Genomic DNA, 23,532 nt, shown 5'->3' on the forward strand with positions numbered 1-23,532 from the left:
TCTTTTGCCGTCATTCCCGCGAAAGCGGGAATCCATTTTGACTTGATGCATCCATGGAAATGGATTCCCGCTTTCGCGGGGATGACGGCCGCGGGGGAGTACGCAGGCAACCCTCCTTGGACGGCGATTGCGTGCACTCAGCGCTTCGAAAACAACCCACCCATCGCCAGCAACGCTCCCACCACGATGCCGCTGATACCGACCCACTCCGGAATCGCCTTGTCATGCTTGGCCGTGAACTTGGCCGAGCCGATCTGCAGCAGGGTGTCGGTCTGCGTATAGCTGCCGTGGCCGAACACGACCCACAGGCCGCCGACCAGCAGCACGAGTCCCAGGATGATCAGAATGGCGCGCATGGTTCGCTCCGCGAAAAAAGGTGGCCCGATCATAGGTGCTGGCATCGGGCAAAAGGAAGGCGGTGGCCGCCTTCCTTTCATGCGCGCTTAAAACCTGATTAAGGCGATACTTGATCAGTGTTGCCTTAAAACTTGTAGTCGATCATCAGCCGGTTGTAGACGAAGGCCTTGTTGGTCGGGTTGAGGTTGTTGATGCCGCCATTGGACAGCTCCCAGCGGTTGCGCAGCGTCAGGCCCTTGAGCACGCCATCCAGGTGGTAGATCACGTCGACATAAAGATCGTGGCTGTTGCCGCGGTAGTAGGTGAAATATTTGGCGTAGGCGGTGGCTAGTTCGAGCTTCTTGTCGATGAGGTCGTAAGTGAATTTGCCTTTCCATGCATGTCCCGGGCCGGATTCGATCAGGCCGCGGATCATCGAGGTGGTGTACAGCGGGTCGCTGGCGTAATTGGTAGTGAAAGGCGAGATCAATGCACCGCCACCGGCGGCGCCTTCCTCATGCGCCACCTTGTTGTAGAAGAGGTCGAAGCGGCCATGGGGAATCACTACCCCCACGTCGCCGCCGACGACGCGGCTCTTGACGTGATTGCCCGCGATACCGAACAGCCTGGTGCCGGTTTCGGTAAAGCGATTGTCCGCGCCATAGTCCTGCGCGAGGTATTGCGCGCCGACCACTGGATTGAAACCGCTGCCGGTATCGAACACGTAGCTACCCATGGCGAAAGCGGTGCGCGCGAAGTGCATGAAGTCGTAGTAGCGCAACTGCGCATTGACTCCATGGCCGACGTAGGTCGTGCCGCTTTCCCAGGTGCCCGGCGCGGAGCGCGCATGCAGCGGCAGCGAGCCGTTGTTGCCGTACATCGAATCGCCGTCGTATTTGGACGGGTAATACAGGTTGTCCGCATTCATGCCCTCGGATGTGCGGCTTTTCCAGCTGTACTCGCGCACGGCGAAGAGGTTCCAGCCCGTCAGCGGCGTGACCTGCACTTTCAACGCGTTGTACGAGGAAGGAATGACGCGCGCATCGTTGTTGCCCATCCACGGATCGTCGGCCAGGTATTGATAGCCGCCGCGAAACAGGAAGATGCCGCGCTGGTATTGCAGATAGGCCTGGCTGAAGGTGCCGATGGAATTGCTCGGGCCAGCGAGGGTCGTGTCGATTTTTGCCAGCTGCTCCGCATGCGTGCCGAGCGAATTGGCGGTGGCGAACGAGGCGCCCACGCTGAAGCCAGTAAGGAAGTCGCCCGTCTGCGCGTTGATCAGCGCGCCGATGGAAAACGCGCTGGCGTTCGGCGTGGTCTTGCTGGCGTAAAGGCGATCGTAATGGTAGAGACGCAGGTCGCCATCCACATGGCCGCTGCTGAAAATGTCATCGTCCGACCATGCATGGGTGCTGGCCACGGCAAAACCGGCTAAAACGATAGCCACTGCCCATCGTTTGGACATGCGAGACTCCCCTGGTTGTAATGGCACTGGACGCCCCTGATGCTGGCCGTCACCGGCCGCTCCCTCTCCCGCAGGGGCGTTACGGCATTCTTATGTGCGTTTGCACAAAATCGCAAGGGGTCCAAAGGGAGGAATGCTGTCTTTATGGGACATTTTTAGGGTCTTTTTGGCTGTCCGAGTGCCGCCACGCCATTTGTGCGATGCGTCTTAATAGGGGATTTGGAGCACCAAAGGCCGCTTCGCGGGCCGCGGCAGCGCCGGGCAGCCCGATGCACTTAGAACTTGTAATCGATCATCACCCGGTTGTAGACGAAGGTCTTGTTGGTCGGGTTGAGGTTGTCGATGCCGCCGTTGGACAGTTCCCAGCGGTCGCGCAGTGTCAGGCCGCGCAAATAGCCGTCCAAATGGTAGATCACGTCGACATACAGGTCGTGGCTGTTGCCGCGGTAATCGGTCATGTATTTCGCATACGCGGCCGTCAGCTGCAGCTGCTTGTCGAACAGGTCGTAGGTGAACTTGCCTTTCCAGGCGCGGCCGGGGCCGGCTTCGACCAGGCCGCGGATCATCGAGGTGGTGAACAGCGGATCGGTGCCGTAGTTGGCGGTGTAGGGTGAAATCAGTGCGCCGCCACCCACTGCGCCCTCTTCGCGCGCCACCTTGTTGTAGTAGAGGTCGAAGCGGCCGTTGGGAATCACCAACCCCAGATCGCCGCCGATGGCGCGGCTTTTCACGTGGTCGCCGGCCACGCCGAACAGCTTGGTGTTGGTTTCGGCAAAGCGGTTGTCCGTGCCTGCGTTTTGCGCCACGTACTGCGCACCGACGACTGGATTGAAGCCCGTGCCGGTGTCGAACACGTAGCTGCCTACCGCATAGGCGGTGCGCGCGAAGTGCATGAAGTCGTAATAGCGCAGCTGCGCATTCAAGCCGCCATGCACGTACGTGCTGCCACCTTCCCAGGTGCCGGGCGCGGAGCGCGCATGCAAGGGCAGAGAACCGTTGTTGCCGTACATCGAATCGCCGTCGTACTTGGACGAGTAGTACAGGTTGTCCGGAAACATGCCGCCCGAGGTGCGGCTCTTCCAGCTGTATTCGCGGATGGCGAACAGGCTCCAGCCGGCAAGCGGCGTGATCTGCACTTTCAGTGCGTTGTACGACGAGGGAATGATGCGCGAATCGTTGTTGCCCATCCACGGATCGTCGGTCAGGTATTGATAGCCGCCGCGAAACAGGAAGATGCCGTGCTGGTATTGCAGATAGGCCTGGCTGAAGGTGCCGATCGAGTTGTTAGGGCCGGCCAGCGTGGTGTCGATCTTCGCCAGTTCGTTCGAATGCGTGCCCAGCGAATTGGCCGTGGCGAACGAACCGCCGATGCTGAAGCCGGTGAGGAAGCTGCCGGTTTGCGCATTGATCAGCGCCGCTACGGAAAACGCGCTGGTGTTCGGCGTGGTCTTGCTGGCGTAGAGGCGGTTGAAGTTGTAGAGGCGCAGGTCGCCGTCCACGTGGCCGTCGCTGAAGATGTCGCCATCCGCGTGCGCGGCGCCGCTCGCCGCAAGCAGTCCCACCATGGCGGCGGCAAGCGCCTGTCGCTTCAACATGCCCGATTTCCCGTCCAAAGTGATCCGCGCCAAGCCGATCCCCGACGTTATGCAAGCCAACGCCTGGTCGCCGGCCTGGAGGGGCAAGATGCCTTTGAGCTTGAACATGCCGGCGCCGCGTGGTGAGGGACGGGCGGAGTCTAGCCAAAGGCCGGTGTATTTGTAGGTCGGGTGTAAACCCTAACTTGATGACTTTGGTCGACATGCCAAGGTTGGGGTTCGCGTTCGCTTCCCCCAACCGACGCGATGCACCGAATTACTGCGCGAACTCGTAGTAATCCACGCCCAGGTCCTGGAACGCCGCCTCATAGGTATCGCCGGTGCGGGCGATCACGAACTGGTTGACCGGCGGACAATCCAGCGCCACGTCCTGGCCGTCGTGCATCGCTTCGTACTGCTCGCGGGTGAGATCCGTGGACTCGGCCAGCGCGGCACGGAAGCCGATCTTCGCCGCGGCTGCGCGCCAACCCGGCACCACACGCAACGGAATGGCCTCGGAGGCATCGCCGCTGCCGTAGCCGATGGCGTACAGCTTGGCGTCGGTCCACTCGACGTTGTTTTCCAGTGCCTGTTCGAAGCCGGCGGCAATCCATGCCGGCAGTGCGGCGGTATAGAGATTGCCCAGTTCCATCGCCCAATCGGTACCCAGGTTCACGCGCGTGGCCAGCAATTGCTGGAACGCGGGACTCTTGCGCGCCACGCCCGAGAGCTTGGTGGTGAGCGGATGCGCATCTTGCGGCGCTTCGGCATGGGCGCCCTGGCTGAGGAATTCGCCGAACAGGTCCGGCGTGTTGCGGCATTCGGCGATCACGCCTTCGGCCGATACGCCGGCCTGCTCGCACAGCGCCTGGAAATCGGCGTTGGGTTGCGGTGCGCGTGCCAGGGCGCGGGCGTAGATAAAGGCCAGCGCCTGCAGCGGCATCATGTGGTACGGGCGATGGAAGAACAGGCCTTTGGCGTCGTCGAGGAATTCAAGATCCGACACACCCAGCCGTTGGATCATCGCATCCGTCGCCTGGCCCACTTCATCGAGGTAGGCGAAGGTGGAGTACTTGCCGCTGAAGATTGGGAAATCGTGTAGGCGGCGATGGCGCTGGCCGTATTCATGATGGAAGTAACGCAGCAACGGCTTGCGGAAATCCGGGCCGCGGAAATCCGATGCGCTGCCTGCGTGCGCCAGATCCACCTCGAACAGCTTCGGCTGCGCTTCCACCAGCATCGCCACGGCGCCGGCGCCTTGCGTCTGCTCGCCGCTGGAACCGCGCTCATAGGCGGCGATATCGCTGCACACCACGATCGCCTGGCGGCCGTTGGCATCGAACGCCACGTAGCGCAGCGCGCTCTTCAGCGCATAGACGCCGCCGAGGCAGGCGTGCTTGAACTCGGGCACTTCCATCTGGCGCGACAGGCGCGGCAGCCCCAGGCGTTCGAGTTCGCGATCGACCATGCCGCGCACGATCACGGCGCCGGCAGAGTTGTCCTTGCTGCTTTCGGTGCCCAGCGCGAGCTGGCCGACGTTGCGCGGATCGATGTCGTATTGCTGGATCAGGCGCAGCACGGCGGTGGCCGCCATGGTGTATGCATCTTCATACGGCGCCGGCTGGCGGAAGCTGCGGCCGACCACGGCCTGCACTTTGTCCCAGGAATTTCCCGTCCATTCGCACCAGTCACGCAGGGAGACGCGCGGGCGGGGCACGTACAGGCTCATGCCGCTCACGCCAGGATTGCGTCGTGCTGCCGTATCGTTCGCTGTATTCAAAAGCTGGGTCCTCGATGGTGTCGGAACAACTCGGACGCCACGCCTTCGCCATGCACGCTTGCCGCGCGCAAGTGACGGAGGCATGGAGGGCGCGTGGCAGGACGGTTCCTTGAAACGATTGAAACCGCCCGGGCAGGGGTAGGCGCGCGCCCGGCCGAACTACAAGATTTTAACCACGTTAGCTTTCAGCGAGTCGACTTTTGGTTGCACATGCATCCGATAAGGATGCTCCGGTCCATGCACGCACACGCCGCCGCGCATGCAGTGCGGCCCCAACGTGCTGAATTTAAAAGATGAGGCGCGACGCCCAGCAGGTCTGCAGGCGAGCGGCTGGAACGGGTAGCCAGTCCGCCGCGCGCCGCGCAGCACATCTGGCGGAGTTGTTGGACGCCATGGCTATCCCTCGCCTCCCCAGCATGCGGGGAGGGGGACCCTCCTCGCGAACCTCGAGCGTGCCGCCCGAGTTGGTTTAAGGCGTTTTTGCACCGCATCGCAAATGGCGTGCTACCAGGCGCTGATGACCGCCTCCGGTTCCGCAAAGGGCCGGGTGCTGTGCTGCGCGGCCAGCCAATCGCGGTAGCCGCTCATCCAGTGCTTCAGTCCGCTGATGTAGTTCGATAGCGCAGGGCCGGCGCTTTCCTTGACTGCTGCGGCGGTGCGCATGAAGGTGTCCAGTTCCATGCGGATGCGCTCGCTGACGCGGTCCACACCGTGTTGCAGCGAATAACCCTGGCTGGTGTAGCGTGCCACCGTGTTGCGGCGGGGCGCCGATTGGCGGACGTCCATGCCCAGGTGCTGCACGTCGCTGCTCCAGCACACGATGCGGTTGGTATGCCGGCGCAACTGCTGCACGTTCAACCGATCGTATTCTTCCTGCGGCAAGGGCAGGTCATTGGCGAAATCGATCAGGTAAAGGCAGGGATACAAGCCGCCGGCGTGGCGCAGGATGGCTTCGCGCCGATGCGGCCGAGGCGCTTGCGCATGCGTGTGTTCAAGCATGCGCAAGCCGGCCATGCCTACCCACAAATGCATGGTATGAGCGAAGCGTTCGAACTGCGCGCCCGACATGCTCAAGCGTAAATCCCGGCACATGTCCGCCCAGGCGGCTTCGCCATAGACCGGCTCGCCGCTGGTACGGCCGGCGTCGAGTACGTCGATGACCGCGGTGAGATTGGAAATGGTGTACGTGGAGACCTTTTCGGTATTGCCCACGAACCAGTCGTCGACCAGGAAATACCAGGCGTAGAAATTGGCGATCGTCTGCAAGCGTTCCATCGACGCATAGGGATGGCAGCGCGCCGCCAGCCAGCCGAATTTCGCCCGCGCCAGGCGTGCGCGGTAATGCTCATTGGGAATCAGGCCGTATTGCACCAGCCATTGATGCATGCGGGCTTCCACGAACGGCGCGTGCGGCGAGCAGGCGCTGGCCCAGGGATAGTGCAGGGTCGGCATGTGCAATCCGGTCGATGCGCGCTCGGCAGGCGCTGCAAATGCTGAACTGACGGGCCTCAGGTATTCGCTGTAATTCATGGCGGCTCTCTCCGTGAGAGAAACGGGCGCAACGGCATGACCGGCAAAGTGCTGCAAGAAAATCCGTCTTGATCCGCTGCCGATATTTGAATTGCGGGCGGAAAGCAGCCGGCCCGGGCAGCGATATCACGTATAGCGTTCATCCGGCGCCTGGTCGGAGGCGTCGCCAAGTGATCCAAGGGGATGCGGTGCAGACCTGCCCGCCGGCCCCTGTATCCGGCGGTTTACACGCGTGAAAGCCTAGGCTCGGAAACGTGACGAAGCCGTGAATTTAGACGGTTAAGTGGTTTGATTCTTGGGAAAAAGCCCGCGTGGGGCGACGTGAATTTCCAGCATGGAGAGTTCAAGAAAGCCTGGATTTCATCCAGCCTATGGGAGCCGCGCGAACAGGACGCCATGGCCGGGCAATTCAAGCCGCCCGTCTTGCCATACGCCTTGCTGCAAGCCATGCCCTTCCAGCGGCGTGGCGGCGCCGAACTCCTGCAACGCGACCGTCTGCGCCTGCTTGCCGAGATTGAACACCGCCAGCACCTGTTCGCTGCCATCGTTGCGCACGAAGGCCAGCACCGGCTCGGGCACGTCCAGGAAACGGATATCGCCGTGTCGAAGCGCAGGTTGCGCTGCACGCCAGCGCATGAAACGGCGGAATCCCTGCAGCACGGAATTTGGATCGGCTTCCTGGTGCGACACGGCCAGCGCTTTGTGCGTTTCGTCGACTGGCAGCCACGGCGCCACGCTGCTGAAGCCGGCGAAGGAGCTGTCGTTCCACGGCATCGGCGTGCGGCAGCCATCGCGGCCCTTGAAGTTCGGCCAGAACGTAATGCCATAGGGATCGCGCAGTGCCTCGAATGGCACCTCGGCTTCGGTCAGGCCGAGTTCTTCGCCCTGATACACGCACACCGAACCGCGCAACGAACACAGCATCGCGGTAAGCAGGTTTGCCAGGCGCGGCGAGGCATTGCCATTGCCCCAGCGCGTGAGCACGCGTTCCACGTCGTGATTGGAAATGGCCCAGCACGGCCAGCCTTCGCTCATTTGCGCTTCCAGCTGCGCGACCGTCTGGCGAATGTACGCGGCGCTGTAGTCGCTGCTGAGCAATTCGAAGCTGTAGCCCATATGCAGGCGGTGGCCGCGCGTGTATTCGGCCATCGTCGCCAGCGAATCCTCCGAGGAAATTTCGCCGAGCGTCACCGCGCTGGGATAGCGATCGAGCAACTCACGCAAGTCCTGCAGGAAATCGAGATTTTCCGGCTGCGTGTTGTTGTAAAGGTGATACTGGAACGCGTACGGATTGTCCGGGCTGAAGCCGCGGCCGACGCGTTTTTCCTTCGGCTTGGGCGGATTGTCGCGCAGCTGCTTGTCGTGGAAGCAGAAATTGATCGCATCCAGGCGCAAGCCATCCACGCCCTTGTCGAGCCAGAAGCGCACGTTGTCCAGCACCGCTGCGCGCACGTGCGGGTTATGGAAATTAAGATCCGGTTGCGAGGCGAGAAAGTTGTGCAGGTAATACTGGCCGCGCCGCGGCTCCCACTGCCACGCCGAGCCGCCGAAGATCGACAGCCAGTTGTTGGGCGGACTGCCATCGGGCTTGGCATCGGCCCACACGTACCAATCCGCTTTCGCATTACTGGCGCTTTCGCGGCTCTGCTTGAACCACGCATGCTGGTCGGAGGTGTGGCTGAGCACCTGGTCGATCATCACCTTCAAGCCCAGGCCATGCGCCTTGTCGAGCAGGCGATCGAAATCCGCCAGCGTGCCGAACAATGGGTCGACGTCGCGGTAATCGGCAATGTCGTAGCCGAAATCGGCCATCGGCGAACGGAAGAACGGCGCGATCCAGATCGCATCCACGCCCAGGCTCGCCACGTAGTCAAGACGCTGGATGATGCCCGGCAGGTCGCCCACGCCGTCGCCATTGGTATCCAGGAAACTGCGTGGATAGATCTGATAGATGACGGCGCCGCGCCACCAGGATGCATCGGTCATGTGAAAACGCTTTCCTTAGTGAATCCGAAACTCGCCGGACCTGCTTCGTTCCCTTGATGAAAAACCTGATGAGGCGTAGCCCTTTCTTGCCGTCATTCCCGCGCAAGCGGGAATCCATGTTGTTTTCCGCTGGAGGATAAATGGATTCCCGCTTGCGCGGGAATGACGGCGACACAAGGGTTCCCCATCCACCAGGCGGACATTCCCGGGTAGAAAGCAAAGCTTGTCGGCGTGGTGCAGCTTAGTCGCGCAGTTCTGCGTGCTCGCAGGATGTGCATACGTATTCATTCGTGCTGCGGTTGCGGCATGGATCGTGGGGCAAATGCTCGCGCCTGGGTGCATGGCTGACTGAATCTCGCATGGAATTCTCGTATTACCGCCGTTTTCCGGGGCTTCGACAGCTTCACGCAGGCGCACGGCAGGCCTTTGCTGCGCTGCGATGAGCGTCATGCATGGGCGGATATGAATACGTATGCATGATGTGCTCTGCTTGGAAAAGCGCGCCCTACCATGCATTCCACGCGGCAGGCCTGAAGCCTGCATGCAAGTTGCCGTTGCAGCCGACAGCAAGCGACGTCGCGGCAAGCGGTCAAGAAGATGCGCCTACAAAAAATGGTTTTGGGGAGGAGGGGAAAGTGATACTCAAGCGTAATTTGCTGGTGATGGCTCTGGCTTCGGCGGGCCTTACCATGGCTTTTGGGGTGCAGGCCGCGACCGGTGACACAGGGGCGCAGACGACGCCCGGTACGTCGCAGCAGCAGAGCACGGCCAGCACTGACGCCGGCAGCAGCCAGGCGACGACCAATTCGAAGAGCCAGAAGGAGCTGGCCAAGAGCCTGTCGACGGTGACCGTGACCGGCTTCAGCAGCAGTGTCGAGAAGTCGATCGACTATCAGCGTTACGCCGACACGATCCAGAACGTCGTGACAGCTGCCGATATCGGCGGCCTGCCTGACCAATCGATCGCCGATGCGTTGACGCGCCTGCCCGGTGTTTCGGCGGAGCGTATTGCGGGCCAAGCCTCGCAGATCAACTGCCGTGGCTTGTCCGGCAACTTCATCGAAACCACGTTGGACGGCCGCGAGCAGCCTGCCACCAGCGGCAGCAACTACATCCAGTTCGATCAGTATCCGTCTGAGCTGATCAACATGGCGACGGTCTACAAATCCTCGCAGGCATCGCTGATCGAAGGTGGCGTGGGTTGCACGATCGCGATGCAGACGGCCAATCCGCTGGAGAATACCAAGGACCAATCGCTGAACATCGATGCGCGCGGCAGCTATGACGGCCAGGCGCACGACATCGTCGGCGACAACCCGGTCGGCTATCGCGCCAGCGTTGCCTACCAAGGCAAGTTCCTCGATAACACGCTGGGTATCGGCCTTGGCTTTGCACAGCTTTACCAGCCGCATATTTCCGAACAGTTCGTGGGCGAGGCGTTCGGCGGATTGCAGTCGCTCAACCCAAATAATCCCAACAGCGCCCAGGCCTACGTGCCGGAAGGTATCCAGCTGCAACAAGATGGCGGTACCGAGCGCCGCACGGGTTATCTGTCGACTGTTGTGTGGAAGCCGACGGATCATCTGCAGATCACCGGCGACATGTATTACTCGAAGTTCGACAACGACTACTTCGGCTACGGTTTCCGGTCGCAGAACTTTTACCAAAATAACGCGGTCATCACCAACCCGATTCTCGGTGTCGGCAACACCCTGCTTGGCGGTACCGTCAGCACCAATCCGAACCAGAGCAACGTGCAGTTTTCCAACGAGACGACGGCCGACAACTACACCACCAAGACGGGCGTGTTCTCCGGCGGCCTGAATCTGAAATGGAACAGCGGTCCCTGGCACGTCGAATCCGATTTGTCGCTTTCGCATGCAGAGAGCAACGAGATCAACGTGGACACCACGGCCGACGCCTACAACGGCTTGGGCACAGCCAATCCAACCCTGATGAACCAATCGGTGACGTACGCGCTCAATGGGCTCAACGTCGGTTCGGCAACGGTTTCCAATCCTGATGTCTACACCAATCCCAACGATATGGCGCTATCGCGTTACGGCGTCTATCCGTACATCTATCACGATCGCTACAGGGCCTTCCGCACTGCCGTGCAGTACGACCTGGAAAGCAATCCGATCTTCACCGATATCCAGGCTGGCATCTACCTCAACAACCACACGTTCCAGGCCAACCGTACCGTGTGGGTCTATGGTTCAGAGTGGAATTCCTACCCGGTAACCGGCGAGCCGCCGTTGCCGCTCAGCAGTGCGGATACGCAGGAAGTTTGCTGGAAAGGCAAGTTCAGCGGCCTGCCGTGTTTCCTGAAACTCAATGCGCCGGCGATTCTTTCTCAGTACGGCGTCCGTCCCAATCCCCAGCTCGACTTGGACAACAACAGCTGGTCGGGCATCCAGAGCGGCACGGTGCATGAGAAGGTGCGCGATCTGTTCTTGATGGGTGATATCGACACTACGCTGTGGAACCATGAGTTGACCGGCAATATCGGTTTGCGCGTGTCGCACACCTCGCAAGGCAGCTCCGGTATCCAGCAGGTGGAGCCCGGCCAGGGCGTGCCGATGACGGACGGGTTCGGCTACGTTGCCACCGACTTCATCCCGATCAACGTTGGCATGTCATACACCAAGTGGCTGCCGTCGTTGAACCTGATCTATCACTGGACCGACAACGACCAGACCCGCTTCTCGGTCGCCAAGGTGTTGTCGCGTCCGCCGATCGATTCGATGCTGGCCGGCGCAGGCTCTTACGTCACGAACGGCCAGTACAACGTCTGGGGCGGCACAAGCCCGCTGCTGCGTCCGCTGACCGCCATGCAGTACGACCTGGATTACGAGCACTACTTCGACAATTCCAGCGGTCTGTTCACGGCTGGCGTGTTCGTCAAGCACGTCGACACATTCGTGCAGACGAACGTGACGTATAACGACTTCAACTTTGCGTCGGCCGGCATCACGGTGCCCAACAATCCTTCGACCGGCCAGCCCTATTTGAATGGCTCGTACACGACCGCCTATAACGCGCAAGGCAGCATGATTCGCGGTCTGGAATTCTCGTTCCAAAAGACGCACTTCCTGCCGGGCATCTGGTCCGGGCTGGGCTTCGGCGCCAACTATGCTTTCACGCAGAGTCCCTTCGGTGCGACTTCCACATTGGGTGGTCCGCCGCAGGTCCAGGCACTGCCGGGCTTGTCGCGTAACGTAGCAAGTGCACAGATCTTCTTCGACAACGGTCTGTTCTCGGCCAATCTCACCGGCAACTACCGCTCGAAGTTCGTCTCCGACTCGCAGATCGCAGTCACCAATCAGATCGTGTACTTCGCGCCGGAAATGGTGTGGGACCTGCAGACGGCATACAACGTCACCAAGAATGTCTCGGTGTTGTTCCAGGTGCTGAACCTGACCAACCAGCCGACCCGCACGTATTTCGGCAATTCCTCTGAAACCGGCACGATCCAGTATTTCGGACGTACGCTTTACGCGGGCTTCAACGTCAAGATCTAAGTGCTCAAGTGTTTGGCCTGGCGCCTCCGAGCGGCGCCAGGCGCTCCCTCCCCGGTCCTGTGGACGATTGCAGGACCGGGCCTTTTCCCGGCGCGATCCCGTTTGCCTCGTCGTTTCCCCGACTCGTTGCGCGGCCGTGCCGTGACAGCGACACTCCATTCCCGGGAGGCGACCCTATGTCTAAATTCAGAGCGGTTTTCCGTTCCTTCGCGATCGGCGCCATGCTGGCGCTATGGTCGGTCCCGTCCTTCGCGCAAGACAAAGCGGATTCAGCGAAGCCGGCAGCGCAGGATTCCGGCGTCTACTACGAAATCTTCGTTCGCGCGTTCTACGACACCAACGGCGACGGCATCGGCGATCTCAACGGCGTTACCGCCAAGCTCGATTACATCAAGTCGCTGGGTATCAGCGGCATCTGGCTGATGCCGATCAATCCGTCGCCGACTTATCACGGCTACGACATCACCGATTACGAAGGCATCAATCGGCAGTACGGCACGCTGAAGGATTTCAACACGCTACTGGCCGAGGCGCACAAGCGCGGCATCAAGGTGGTGATGGACATGGTGATCAATCACACCAGCGACCAGCATCCCTGGTTCAAGGCAGCCTTGGATCCCAAGAATCCGCATCACGACTGGTATCTGTGGGCCAAGCCTGGTACGGACTTGCAGGCGATCAGCGCCGTGGGCGGCCCGGCGTGGCATCGTGCATCGAACGGTGCGTATTACGAAGGGACGTTCACCGGCGCCATGCCGGATCTCAATTACGACAACCCCGCCGTGCGCAAGGCCATGATCGACGTGGGCCGCTTCTGGTTGCGGCAAGGGGTGGACGGGTTCCGCCTGGACGCCGCACAGCATATCTACGACGACCTGCGCAGCGACATGAGCGATCCGATCGCGTTGCAGAAGAACGTGCGCTGGTGGACCGAATATCGCCATGCGCTGGAGGCGACCGATCCGCATGTGTGGCTGGTGGGTGAAGTGGCGCGGCAGAACCCGGATGACCTGACGCCATACATGGGGCCGCTCAATACCGTCTTTGATTTTCCGTTGGCGACGCAGTTGATCCAAAGCGTCAGCCAGGAGCGCAATCTTGGCATCGGCCGTGGCCTGGAATTCACCTATGCGGCGTATCGCCAGCATGACCATGGCGTATTCGACGATGCGCCGTTCCTCTCCAACCACGACCAGCAACGCGTGATGAGCCAGCTGGACGACAACATGGCGCACATGCGCCTTGCCGCCGCCCTGCTGCTGACCCTACCTGGCCATCCTTTTATTTACTACGGCGAAGAACTCGGCATGCAGGGCAGCAAGCCCGACGAGAACATCCGCGAGCCGATGCGCTGGTACCGCAGCGGCAAGGGGCCGGGCACGGCCAGCTGGAAAGATTGGAGCACAAGCGATGATGCGTCGGTTTCGGTACAGGCACAGGATGCCGATCCTGCGTCGCTGTTGAACCTCTATCGCAAGTTGATCGGCTGGCGCTCGCAGGTGGCTGCATTGCGCGACGGAGTATTGCGCAACGTGCCGATCACTGATCCCCATGGATTGGCTTATACCCTGCAGGATGCGCAGTCGCGTGTGCTGGTGGTGCACAACCTGTCGCGTGATGCGCGTGCGTTCGAAATAAGTAGCGATGCGCACGTGTCGTCGGTACTGCTGCAGAGCAATGGCGGCGTGGTGCTGGGCAATGGCAAGGTGACGCTGCCGCCGTATACGACCGCTGTGCTGCAGTGAGTGCAGTTGAGGCGAGAAGCTTGCTGCCGTGGTGATGTGCTCCCTCCCCTGCGGCAGTAGGGAAGGGCTGGGGTGGGTTGCTTGTGCTTTAGCGTGCAGCTGGCTTCGCTCCACAACTCTTGAATGCAAGTGGCAGATGTTTTTGCGTTGGCAGGCTTGTGCCGCTCGCTCCACTCGCAGCCCACCCTAACCCTCCCCTGCAAACAGGGGAGGGAACGCATCCTCGGCAGCATGGAGGATTTACCCCGAAACCAAAGCACTCTGGTTATATTCGGCCGGCTCACGTCGCAATACATAAGGATGGTTGGATGACAACCCTGCGTAATTTGGCCTTCTGTGGCCTGCTGATCGCCTCAACGTCTTACCCGGCGCTTGCCGACCAACCCCCGCAAACCTTTCAGCTCGAGCATGCCGATGCCAGCGGCATCGAGCTGAGTCATGGCAGCGACCGCATCAGTATTCGTTTTGTCACGCCAAACGTGGTGCAAGTCCACGCCATGCCGCACGGCGTCAGTACGCGCCTGGGTATCGTGATGGACCCGCATGCCTCGCGCGACACGCTGTCGAATCTGCGTGTGCATGGCAGTGCCGATAGCGTCTCCGTGGCCAGCCACGAGCTGACGGTCAGCTGGGACAAACAAGCGGGACGGCTCAGCATTGCCGATGCGCAAGGCCATGTTCTGCTGCAGACCGATCCGGCCACGCTGCTGGAGCACCAGATCGTTCTGCAACATGAAGCAGGTGACCCGCTCTACGGCATCGGCGGCTACGATGCGTTCGAGCCGGCCAAAGGCGGATTGCTGCGCCATGGCGTGCAGATCGCCAAGGCGGGCGAGCAGGGCTATCCGGGCGGTCCGTTCGTGTGGAGCACGCGGGGCTATGGCGTGCTGGTCGACACGGTCGGCGCCAAATTCGATCTGACAGATGGCCATATCGATGTCACCGGCATCAATCGCGAGGACGTCAGCTATGACGTGATCGCCGGCACGCCGCCGAAAATCTTTGCGGCACTGGCCACTCTCAGCGGCGCACCGCCGATGTTCCCCAAATGGGCCATGGGCTTTACCAACAGCCAGTGGGGCAGTGATGAGAAGGAGCTGCTCGCCATCGTGCATGGTTACCGCAGCCGGCATATCCCCATCGACAACTTCACCTTCGATTTCGACTGGAAGGCCTGGGGCGAGGACAACTATGGGGAGTTCCGCTGGAACGAAACCAAATTTCCCGACGGCCCCAGCGGCAAGCTCAAAAGCATGATGGATCAGCTCGGCATGCACATGACCGGCATCATGAAGCCGCGCATCCACGTGGACACGGTGGAGGGACGCTATGCCGAGGCGCACGGGTTCTGGCAAACGAGCCGGGCGCAGAACATGGATTACTTCTCGCTCAAGCCGGTGCGCGAGCTGGATTTCGACCAGGCGGCCGTGCGTGCCTGGTTCTTCAACGATGCGCTCAAGCACTCCTTCGATACCGGCATCGTCGGCTGGTGGAATGACGAGGCCGACGACACCAACAGCAACACGCAATTTTTGAACATGCAGCGCGCGCTGTATGACGGGCAGCGCGCTTATACGCCAACGCGCGTGTGGTCGATCAATCGCGACTTCTACCTTGGCTCGCAGCGTTACGCCTATGGCCTGTGGTCAGGCGATATCGACACCGGTTTTGACAGCATGGCGGCGCAGCGCCAGCGCATGCTCAGCGCCATCGACGTGGGCGAGATGAAATGGGGCATGGATGGCGGCGGCTTCCGCGGCCATCCGGACAACGAAAACTACGCGCGCTGGATCGAGTTTGCGGCGTTTGTGCCGATCTTCCGCGTGCACGGCACTCTGGGTGAAAAGCGCCAGCCGTGGATGTATGGCCCCGTTGCCGAAAAAGCCGCGACGGATGCGATGCGCCTGCGCTATACGCTGATTCCCTATATCTACAGCTACGAACGTGCCGCGACCGTCAACGGCGTGGGCATCGTGCGGCCATTGACCTTCGATTATCCCCACGACCCGCAAGTGCGCGACGACGTGGACGCCTGGATGTTCGGCGCGGGTTTGCTGGTATCGCCGGTGGTGGCGAAAGGCCAGACGGAAAAGGACATCTATCTGCCCGCGGGCCAGTGGACCGATTACTTCAGCGGCAAGGTGTACCAGGGCGGGCAGACCATCCACTACGCGGTGGATAGCAAGACGTGGAGCGATATCCCGCTGTTCATTCGTGATGGGGCGATCATCCCCACACAACCGGCGATGGACTATGTGAGCGAAAAGCCGGTGACCGAATTGACGGTGGACGTGTTCCCCGCCGAGCACGCCACGCACTTCGACTATTACGATGATGATGGCGACACATATGCCTATGAGCATGGTGCGTTCTATGCGCAGCGCTTGAGCACACAACGCAGTGGGGATGGAGCGGAATTCAGCATCGACGCGCCCCATGGCAGCTACAAGCCGGCGTTGAAGTACTACCTGGTGAAGGTGCACGGTATCGCTGCAAGCCACGCCGGGTCGCTCAACTCGTATGCCAATGCGGAGGCATTGCAGGCGGCGAAGGGCGAGGGTTGGGCGGTCGATCACGATCGCTATGGCAGCGTGACGCTGCTGCGGCTGGCTGCGAACAAGGCCACGCGCATGGCATTGCAGGCAGCCGTCGCGCATTGAGGCGCCGGCTCGCCGTTGACTCCCCGGCCGTCGTTCCCGCTTGCGGAAATGACGGCCTGAAACCCAGCGGCGAAATGCCAGCCAAGCCAGGTCGTCCGGGATGGCATTGAACGTCTCCCCTTTCTGTAAGACACTTGGGTGGTCAAGTAAACGTTTACATGCCGGCAAAACTCAAGGATCCGCCCATGCCTGACATCGCCCCCTTACGCCGCACCGCATCAAAGCTCGGCCTCGCCACGTTGCTGGCGTTCGGCGCCGCCCACGCGGCCACGCCTGCGCCATCGGACACCGTTGCCATCGAGGTCGATGCCAGTGCCAAGGGCGCAGCGTTCCCGCATTTCTGGGAGCAGATGTTCGGCTCGGGCCGCGCGGTGCTGGCATTGCGCGACGATTACCGCAAGGACCTCGACGCCGTGCACCGGGCGACCGGCTTCGGCTACGTGCGCTTCCACGGCATCTTCGACCACGACGTGGGCCTGGTCTCGCGCGACAAGGATGGGCATATCCACTACAACTTCTCCTACGTCGACCAGATTTACGACGGGTTGCTGGAGCACGGCGTCAAGCCGTTCGTGGAGCTGAGCTTCATGCCGCCGGAGCTGAGTTCCGATCCCTCGCAGCAGCATGACTTCTGGTATCACCCGAACGTGATGCCGCCGAAGGACTACGCCGAGTGGAACGCGATGATCCACGCCTTTGCCGAGCACCTGATCGCGCGCTACGGCATCGATGAAGTCGCCAGCTGGTATTTCGAAGTGTGGAACGAGCCGAACCTCACCTTCTGGGGCGGCCGGCCGGAGCAGGCCACGTATTTCAAGCTGTACGACAACACCGCGCGCACGCTGAAAGCGGTAAATCCGCGTATCCGCGTGGGTGGCCCCAGTACCGCGCAGGCTGCATGGGTGCCGGATTTCCTCAAGCATGTGCGCGATATGCGGGTACCGGCGGATTTCGTCAGCACGCATGTGTATGGCGATGACACCGCGCAGAACGTGTTCAAGACGCAGGAGAACATTCCGCGCGCCGACATGGTGTGCCGCGCCGTCGACAAAGTGCATCAAGAGATCGCGGCTTCGCCGTATCCGAAGATGCCGCTGATTTTCAGCGAGTACAACGCGTCGTACGCCAACCTGCCGAACGTCACCGATACGATCTACATGGGCCCGTGGATGGCGAACACGATCCGCGAATGCGCGGGCAAGGTCGAGATCATGAGCTACTGGAGCTTCTCCGATGTGTTCGAGGAGCAGGGCGTGGTGCGCAATCCGTTCTATGGCGGCTTTGGCTTGATCGCGGCCGACCGCATCCAGAAACCGGCCTTCAACGCGTTCGCGATGCTGCACCGCCTGGGCGATACGCGCCTGCCGCTGTCTTCCGACAGCGCGCTGGCGACGCGCCGTGGCGATGGCACCGTCGTGTTGGCACTATGGAATTACGCGCCGCCGGTGGGCGATACGGACCAATACACCAAGGGTGAGCCGCAAGGCGCGGTCAAGCATTTCGACGTCGAGGTGTCGCACTTGAGTGCGGGTGCGAAGGCCACCGTGTGGCGTCTGGATGAAAAGCATGGCAATGCGGTGGCCCTGTTCGATCGGATGGGGCGCCCGGATTTTCCCAGTCGCGAGCAGATCGCGCAGTTGCGTGCGGCTGGCAAATTGGCGGAGCCGGAGTCGATGGGTTTGGAGAACGGCCGGTTGCGGATCGATATTCCACCGCAGGGGTTGGTGGTGGTGGAGTTGCGATGAACCTCCTGCCCCTTCCGCCACCCCGCAACTCGTCATTCCGGCGAAGGCCGGAATCCAGTACAAACATGCTGTGCGAAGCACGCGTCCTAAGGTTTTGAGTGCTACGCACAGCCTATTCAAAGCGGATGCATGAATACGTATGCAGACCGCTGCACTGTGCCAGCAGCTTGCCTACCATCCATGGTCGCCCGCGCGAACCCGCTTTCATGCTGCGCCTGCAGCATGTACATCGACTCGCGCCGTGCCATAACCAGAACATTGCTATGAACCCATTCGCGGAGTGTGCATGCTGAGCGTTGTGTTGATGGCGGCCCTGGCCGCAGGCGCCCACGGGGATGTGTGGCGCGATGAAATTTCCTGGCGCGGACAGCAGGCCCACATGAGCGTGGCCAAGAACGGGCAGTTCACCTTGACCGGCCCGTTCGGCAAGCGCGACATCGGCAGGCAGCGCATGCGGGTGGACACCGCCAGCCCGATGTTCGACGGCCTGTTCGCCATGGCGCAGGAAGAGCTGGCGCAGGACTCGGTAACGGCCATCCGCGACGGTGCGTTCGACCACGGCCAGCCGATTCCATGCACCTGCTTCGAGACGGGTGCGAAATGGCCATATGTATGGACGCGCGATCTTTCCTACTCGATCGACCTCGGGCTGTGGCAATTCGATCCGCAACGCTCGCGCAACGGCTTGAGCTTCAAGCTGTCGGACGTGCGCGATCCATCGCTGCCGCAAGGTTTATACGTGATGCAGGACACCGGTTCGGGCGGCAGCTGGCCGATCAGCACGGATCGCGTGGTGTGGTTCCTGGGCGCGCAGCACCTGCTGGACGACAAGGCGTTTGCCGATAACGTGTATCGCGCGTTGAACGACACGCTGGCGCAGGACCGGCAGTATGTGTTCGTTGCCCAGTTTGGCCTGTATCGCGGCGAGACGTCCTTCCTTGACTGGCGCGAGCAGACCTATCCGGCATGGACGGCAAGCAACGTGGTGTCCATTGGGCAATCCTTCGCGCTGTCCACCAACGTGCTGCATTACCAGGCATTGCAGCTGGCGGCGCGCCTGTCGAAAGAACACGGCGATCGCAGCAAGGCCAACAGCTACGCGGAGCAGGCCGCTGCACTCAAGAAAGCCATCAACACGCACTTCTGGCGCGCCGATCGCGGGCTGTACATGAGCTATATCGGCGGCGACGGCACGCCTTACGATACGTATGATTTGCTCGGCACGGCCTTGGCCATCACCAGCGGTGTGGCCGAAGGCGAAGGCGCGCGCATGGCGTTGGCCAACTATCCCACCTGGCCGGCCGGCAGTCCGGTGATCTGGCCTGAGCGCAGCGACCAGCCGATCTATCACAACCGCGCCATCTGGCCGTTCGTCAGCGCGTATGCGCTGCGTGCCGCGCGCGAAGTGAATGATCCGGCGCGCATCGCGCACGAATTGCGTTCCATCATGCGTGGCGCGGCCATGGCCGGCTCCAACATGGAGAACTACGAGCTGCTTACGCAGGCGACGCATGTTGACGACGGCAAGCTGAGCGGGCCGGTGGTGGATTCGCCGCGGCAGCTGTGGTCGGTGGCGGCGTACCTGGACATGGTCAACGAAGGCGTGTTCGGGCTTACCCAGGACGGCCGCGTCGAGCCCAAGCTGCCGGTATCGCTGGTGCCGATGCTGTTCGGCGATCACGACAGCATCAGTCTGCATGGCCCGGAGCGCAGCGTTACGCTGCGTCTTCCGCGCAAGCTGCAAGGCAACCTGTTGGTGGCAGGCAACGTCAAGCGCCATGGCACGGATATCCAGGTAGTGCTGAAGGCGATCGACCAGGCGTCGCTGCCTTTGCGCACCGGTGCGCCGCTGTATGCGCCGACGCCGCCCGAGGCTCCGGCCATCGACAAGGACGACAAAGGCTGGCGCGTCACGGTGGAGGGCAAGGTCGTGCTGTATGCGGATGGCCAACGCGTCGGACGCATCGATGGCAGCACCTACATTGCACAAGGCACCAAGCCGCCGTGCGTGAGCGTGACGCGCATCGACGCGCACGGCGTGGAATCACTGCACAGTCCGACCGTATGCGGTGGCGAGCCGGTGGCGATCGGCGACAGCTGGCCGCGCGCGTGGACCGCGCCTGCCACGGGCCGCTATCGCGTATGGCTGCGTTATGAAAACAATCACGGCTCGATCGAGACGGGCGTGACCGCGGCGGTAAAGATGCTGGTGATGCAATGTGGCAAGGACGCGCCGCAGCGCGTGCCGATCGTGATGCCGCACAGCGTTGGCGAGCAGTCGTCCAGTTATGCCGTGGTCACGGCAAAGGCCGGCGCGGCATGCCGGTTTGAGTTGCAACAGGGCTTCAACATGAGCGACCTCAGCCATTTCGCGCACTACACCGGCGGCAAGGGTGGCATCGATGGACCGCTCAATGACGCGCGTATCGGTGACCTGATCATCTCGCCCGCCACAGGTACGCCATGAACCGCAAACCGACGCTGTCGTTCTGGCAGATCTGGAACATGTGTTTCGGCTTCCTGGGCATCCAGTTTGCCTTTGCATTGCAGAACGCCAATGTCAGCCGCATTTTCCAGACGCTGGGCGCGGGCGTGGGCGATATCCCGATGCTGTGGATCGCGGCGCCGTTCACGGGCCTGATCGTGCAGCCGTTGATCGGCTACGCCTCCGATCGCACCTGGGGACGATTGGGGCGGCGGCGGCCTTACTTCCTGGCCGGCGCGGTGCTGACCACAATGGCATTGCTGTGGATGCCCAACTCGGGCCTGTTATGGATTGCCGCGATGCTGCTGTGGTTGATGGATGCATCGATCAATGTATCGATGGAGCCATTCCGCGCGTTTGTCGGCGATCAATTGCCGACGGCGCAGCGGCCCTTGGGCTACGCGATGCAGAGTTTCTTTATCGGCCTGGGCGCCGTGGTGGCCTCGTTGTTGCCGTACTTGCTGGCGCATCTGGGTGTAAGCAACGTGGCCGGGCCGGGCGGCGTGCCCGATACGGTGCGCGATGCGTTCTACATCGGCGGGGTGGTGTTGCTGGGCTCGGTGTTGTGGACGGTGCTGTCCACGCGCGAATACCCGCCCGACCAGTTGCGTGTGTTCGACGATGCGGTGAAGCAGGCGCCGGTGCAGGTGGAGCGGCGCAGCGCGCGCAACCAAGGCTTGATCTGGCTGGTCGCCGGCGTAATCGGCGGATGGCTGGTGCATGCCTACGGTCTCGAGCGTGAGCTGTACCTGCTGGCCGGTGGGCTGGCCGCTTTCGGCCTTTCGCAGCTGTGGCTGAGCGTGGCGCGCGGCCATGGCATGTTCACGCAAGTGATGACCGACGTGCACGCGATGCCGCCGGCCATGCGGCGCCTGGCACTCGTGCAGTTGTTTTCATGGTTCGCCATGTTCGCGATGTGGATCTACACCACGGCGGGCGTGGCGCAGGTGCATTTCGGCAGCAGCGATCCGCAATCGGCGGCTTACAACAACGGCGCCAATTGGGTGGGCGTGCTGTTTGCCGCATACAACGGGTTTGCCGCGGTGGCGTCGCTGGTGATTCCGTTGATGGTGCGCCGCTGGGGCTTGCGCATCAGCCACCTGATCAACCTCTGGCTGGGTGGGGCGGGGCTGATTTCGTTCCTGTTGATTCGCGACCCGCACTGGTTGCTGTTGCCGATGGTAGGCGTGGGTTTTGCGTGGGCGTCGATTCTTTCCCTGCCGTATGCGCTGCTGTCGGACAATCTGCCGGCGGAGAAGATGGGCGTCTACATGGGCATCTTCAATTTCTTCGTGGTGATTCCGCAGTTGCTCGCCGCGAGCGTGCTGGGCGTGTTGTTGCGCGTGTTCTTTCACGGGCAGCCGATTTATGCGCTGGTGCTGGGCGGTGTTAGCTTGCTGGTGGCGGGGGTGAGCGTGTTGCGGGTGAAGGAGCCGGTGCTTGCGAGGGCGCTTGCGTAATTTTTCATGGCCGCCGTTCCCGCTTTCGCGCATTGCTGTCCGGGGAAAATGAAGTTCTTCATAAATGCGCGGCATAGCACCCGCATCGAGAATTTTTCATGGAAATTCAGTGCCATCAGCTCGTCATTCCAGCGAAAGCTGGAATCCAGTGCCTTTGCAGATTTTCAAGTCGCTGGATTCCAGCTTTCGCTGGAATGACGTCGTTTTAGCTTTCCCGCAAGAACGGCGAAATTTCCCCCGGACAGCAGTGCGCTTTCGCGGGAATGACGGTCTGGAAGAATTACGTATGACGCGCGGCTTCGGCGCAAGCAGCAGCGCGTTGCTGCAAGAAGGTTCGCTCCCGTCCATTGCGCGCCAGCGACGCGGCGCGTTCGAATTCCTCGCGCGCTTCGGCATGGCGCTCAAGCCGGCTCAACAGATCGCCGCGCACGCTCGGCAGCAAATGGTAGTTGCGCAGCAGTGGTTCGTTCGCCAGCGCATCGACCAGTGCAAGTCCTGCGGCAGGGCCGGATGCCATGGCCACCGCGACCGCGCGGTTGAGTTCCACCACCGGCGATGGCAGCACCTGCGACAGTTCGCCGTACAGCACGGCGATGCGCGACCAATCCGTGGCGTCGATGGTGCGCGCACGTGCATGGCAGGCGGCAATGGCCGCTTGCAAGGCATAAGGACCGCGCGCGCCGCCCAGCTTTTCCGCGCGTTCCAGCGCGGCCAGGCCACGGCGGATCAGCAATGGATCCCAACGGCTGCGATCCTGGTCCGCCAACAGGATCGGCTCGCCGGTTGGCGTGGTGCGTGCGTGCAGGCGCGAAGCCTGGATCTCCATCAGCGCCAGCAGGCCGAACACTTCCGGTTCCTGCGGCGCCAGGCCGGCCAATACGCGTCCAAGGCGCATCGCTTCGTTGCATAGCTCGGGGCGAATCCAGTCATCGCCGGAGGTTGCCGCGTAGCCTTCGTTGAAGATCAGATACATCACTTCCAGCACGGAGGCGAGCCGTTCGTCGCGTTCTTCGCCGCGCGGCACTTCGAACGGAACCTGCTTGTCCGACAGCGTGCGTTTGGCGCGCACGATGCGCTGCGAAATGGTGGGTTCGGGCACCAGGAAGGCGCGTGCGATCTCGTCGGTGGTCAAGCCGCCGAGCAGGCGCAGCGTGAGCGCGGCGCGCGCATCGGCGGACAGCACCGGGTGGCAGGCCGTGAAGATCAGCCTGAGCAGGTCGTCGCCGATGTCGTCGTCGAGCA

14 protein-coding genes are annotated in these 23,532 nt (G+C 61.7%); 7 read left to right on the top strand and 7 right to left on the bottom strand.

Going from position 1 to position 23,532, the window contains the following annotated elements:
- Positions 1-137: 137 nt before the first annotated feature.
- The 6 genes from V7M64_RS04855 to V7M64_RS04880 all read right to left on the bottom strand — a co-directional run bounded on the left by V7M64_RS04855 (position 138) and on the right by V7M64_RS04880 (position 8,671).
- Positions 138-356, bottom strand: coding sequence for a hypothetical protein (locus tag V7M64_RS04855; protein WP_333677448.1), 219 nt, complete (start codon positions 354-356; stop codon positions 138-140).
- 125 nt (positions 357-481) lie between these two features.
- A complete protein-coding gene (locus tag V7M64_RS04860; protein ID WP_333677449.1) occupies positions 482-1,801 on the bottom strand; it encodes a hypothetical protein in 1,320 nt (439 codons plus the stop codon).
- A gap of 275 nt (positions 1,802-2,076) precedes the next feature.
- On the bottom strand, positions 2,077-3,396 hold the full coding sequence (locus V7M64_RS04865; RefSeq protein WP_333677450.1) for a hypothetical protein: 1,320 nt from the start codon (positions 3,394-3,396) through the stop codon (positions 2,077-2,079).
- Positions 3,397-3,652: 256 nt separating this feature from the next.
- On the bottom strand, positions 3,653-5,155 hold the full coding sequence (locus V7M64_RS04870; RefSeq protein ID WP_333677451.1) for a hypothetical protein: 1,503 nt from the start codon (positions 5,153-5,155) through the stop codon (positions 3,653-3,655).
- 504 nt (positions 5,156-5,659) lie between these two features.
- Positions 5,660-6,685, bottom strand: a complete 1,026-nt coding sequence (locus tag V7M64_RS04875) for a hypothetical protein (protein WP_333677452.1) — start codon at positions 6,683-6,685, stop codon at positions 5,660-5,662.
- A 369-nt stretch (positions 6,686-7,054) separates the two neighbouring features.
- Positions 7,055-8,671 carry an alpha-glucosidase family protein gene (locus tag V7M64_RS04880; protein WP_333677454.1) on the bottom strand — a complete coding sequence of 539 codons (1,617 nt, stop codon included), beginning with the start codon at positions 8,669-8,671 and terminating at the stop codon, positions 7,055-7,057.
- Positions 8,672-9,306: 635 nt separating this feature from the next.
- Here V7M64_RS04880 and V7M64_RS04885 point away from each other — a divergent pair.
- From V7M64_RS04885 to V7M64_RS04915, 7 genes are all read left to right on the top strand, one after another.
- On the top strand, positions 9,307-12,195 hold the full coding sequence (locus tag V7M64_RS04885) for a TonB-dependent receptor (protein ID WP_333677456.1): 2,889 nt from the start codon (positions 9,307-9,309) through the stop codon (positions 12,193-12,195).
- A 176-nt stretch (positions 12,196-12,371) separates the two neighbouring features.
- A complete protein-coding gene (locus V7M64_RS04890) occupies positions 12,372-13,940 on the top strand; it encodes an alpha-amylase family glycosyl hydrolase (protein WP_333677457.1) in 1,569 nt (522 codons plus the stop codon).
- 308 nt (positions 13,941-14,248) lie between these two features.
- Positions 14,249-16,600: a TIM-barrel domain-containing protein gene (locus V7M64_RS04895; RefSeq protein ID WP_333677459.1), complete on the top strand. Its 2,352-nt coding sequence runs from the start codon at positions 14,249-14,251 to the stop codon at positions 16,598-16,600.
- 185 nt (positions 16,601-16,785) lie between these two features.
- Positions 16,786-18,345 (top strand): glycosyl hydrolase family 39, encoded by a 1,560-nt coding sequence (locus V7M64_RS04900; RefSeq protein ID WP_333677460.1) that lies wholly within the window; start codon positions 16,786-16,788, stop codon positions 18,343-18,345.
- Between the two features lie 286 nt (positions 18,346-18,631).
- A complete protein-coding gene (locus V7M64_RS04905) occupies positions 18,632-20,812 on the top strand; it encodes a Six-hairpin glycosidase-like protein (RefSeq protein WP_333677461.1) in 2,181 nt (726 codons plus the stop codon).
- Entirely contained in the window at positions 20,809-22,290 is a 1,482-nt protein-coding gene (locus tag V7M64_RS04910) for an MFS transporter (RefSeq protein WP_333677462.1), read from the top strand. The genes V7M64_RS04905 and V7M64_RS04910 overlap by 4 nt, the downstream gene beginning before the upstream one ends.
- A 6-nt stretch (positions 22,291-22,296) precedes the next feature.
- The gene (locus V7M64_RS04915; RefSeq protein WP_333677464.1) at positions 22,297-22,488 is read left to right on the top strand and encodes a hypothetical protein; all 192 of its coding nucleotides are present in this window, start codon (positions 22,297-22,299) and stop codon (positions 22,486-22,488) included.
- Between the two features lie 82 nt (positions 22,489-22,570).
- Here the strand turns inward: V7M64_RS04915 and V7M64_RS04920 are convergent.
- The coding region (locus tag V7M64_RS04920) for a DUF6596 domain-containing protein (protein WP_333677466.1) at positions 22,571-23,532 on the bottom strand (962 nt) is incomplete at its 5' end.

Origin of the sequence: Dyella sp., from assembly GCF_036746095.1 — a bacterium.
In the GTDB taxonomy this organism is placed as follows: Bacteria; Pseudomonadota; Gammaproteobacteria; order Xanthomonadales; family Rhodanobacteraceae; genus Dyella_B.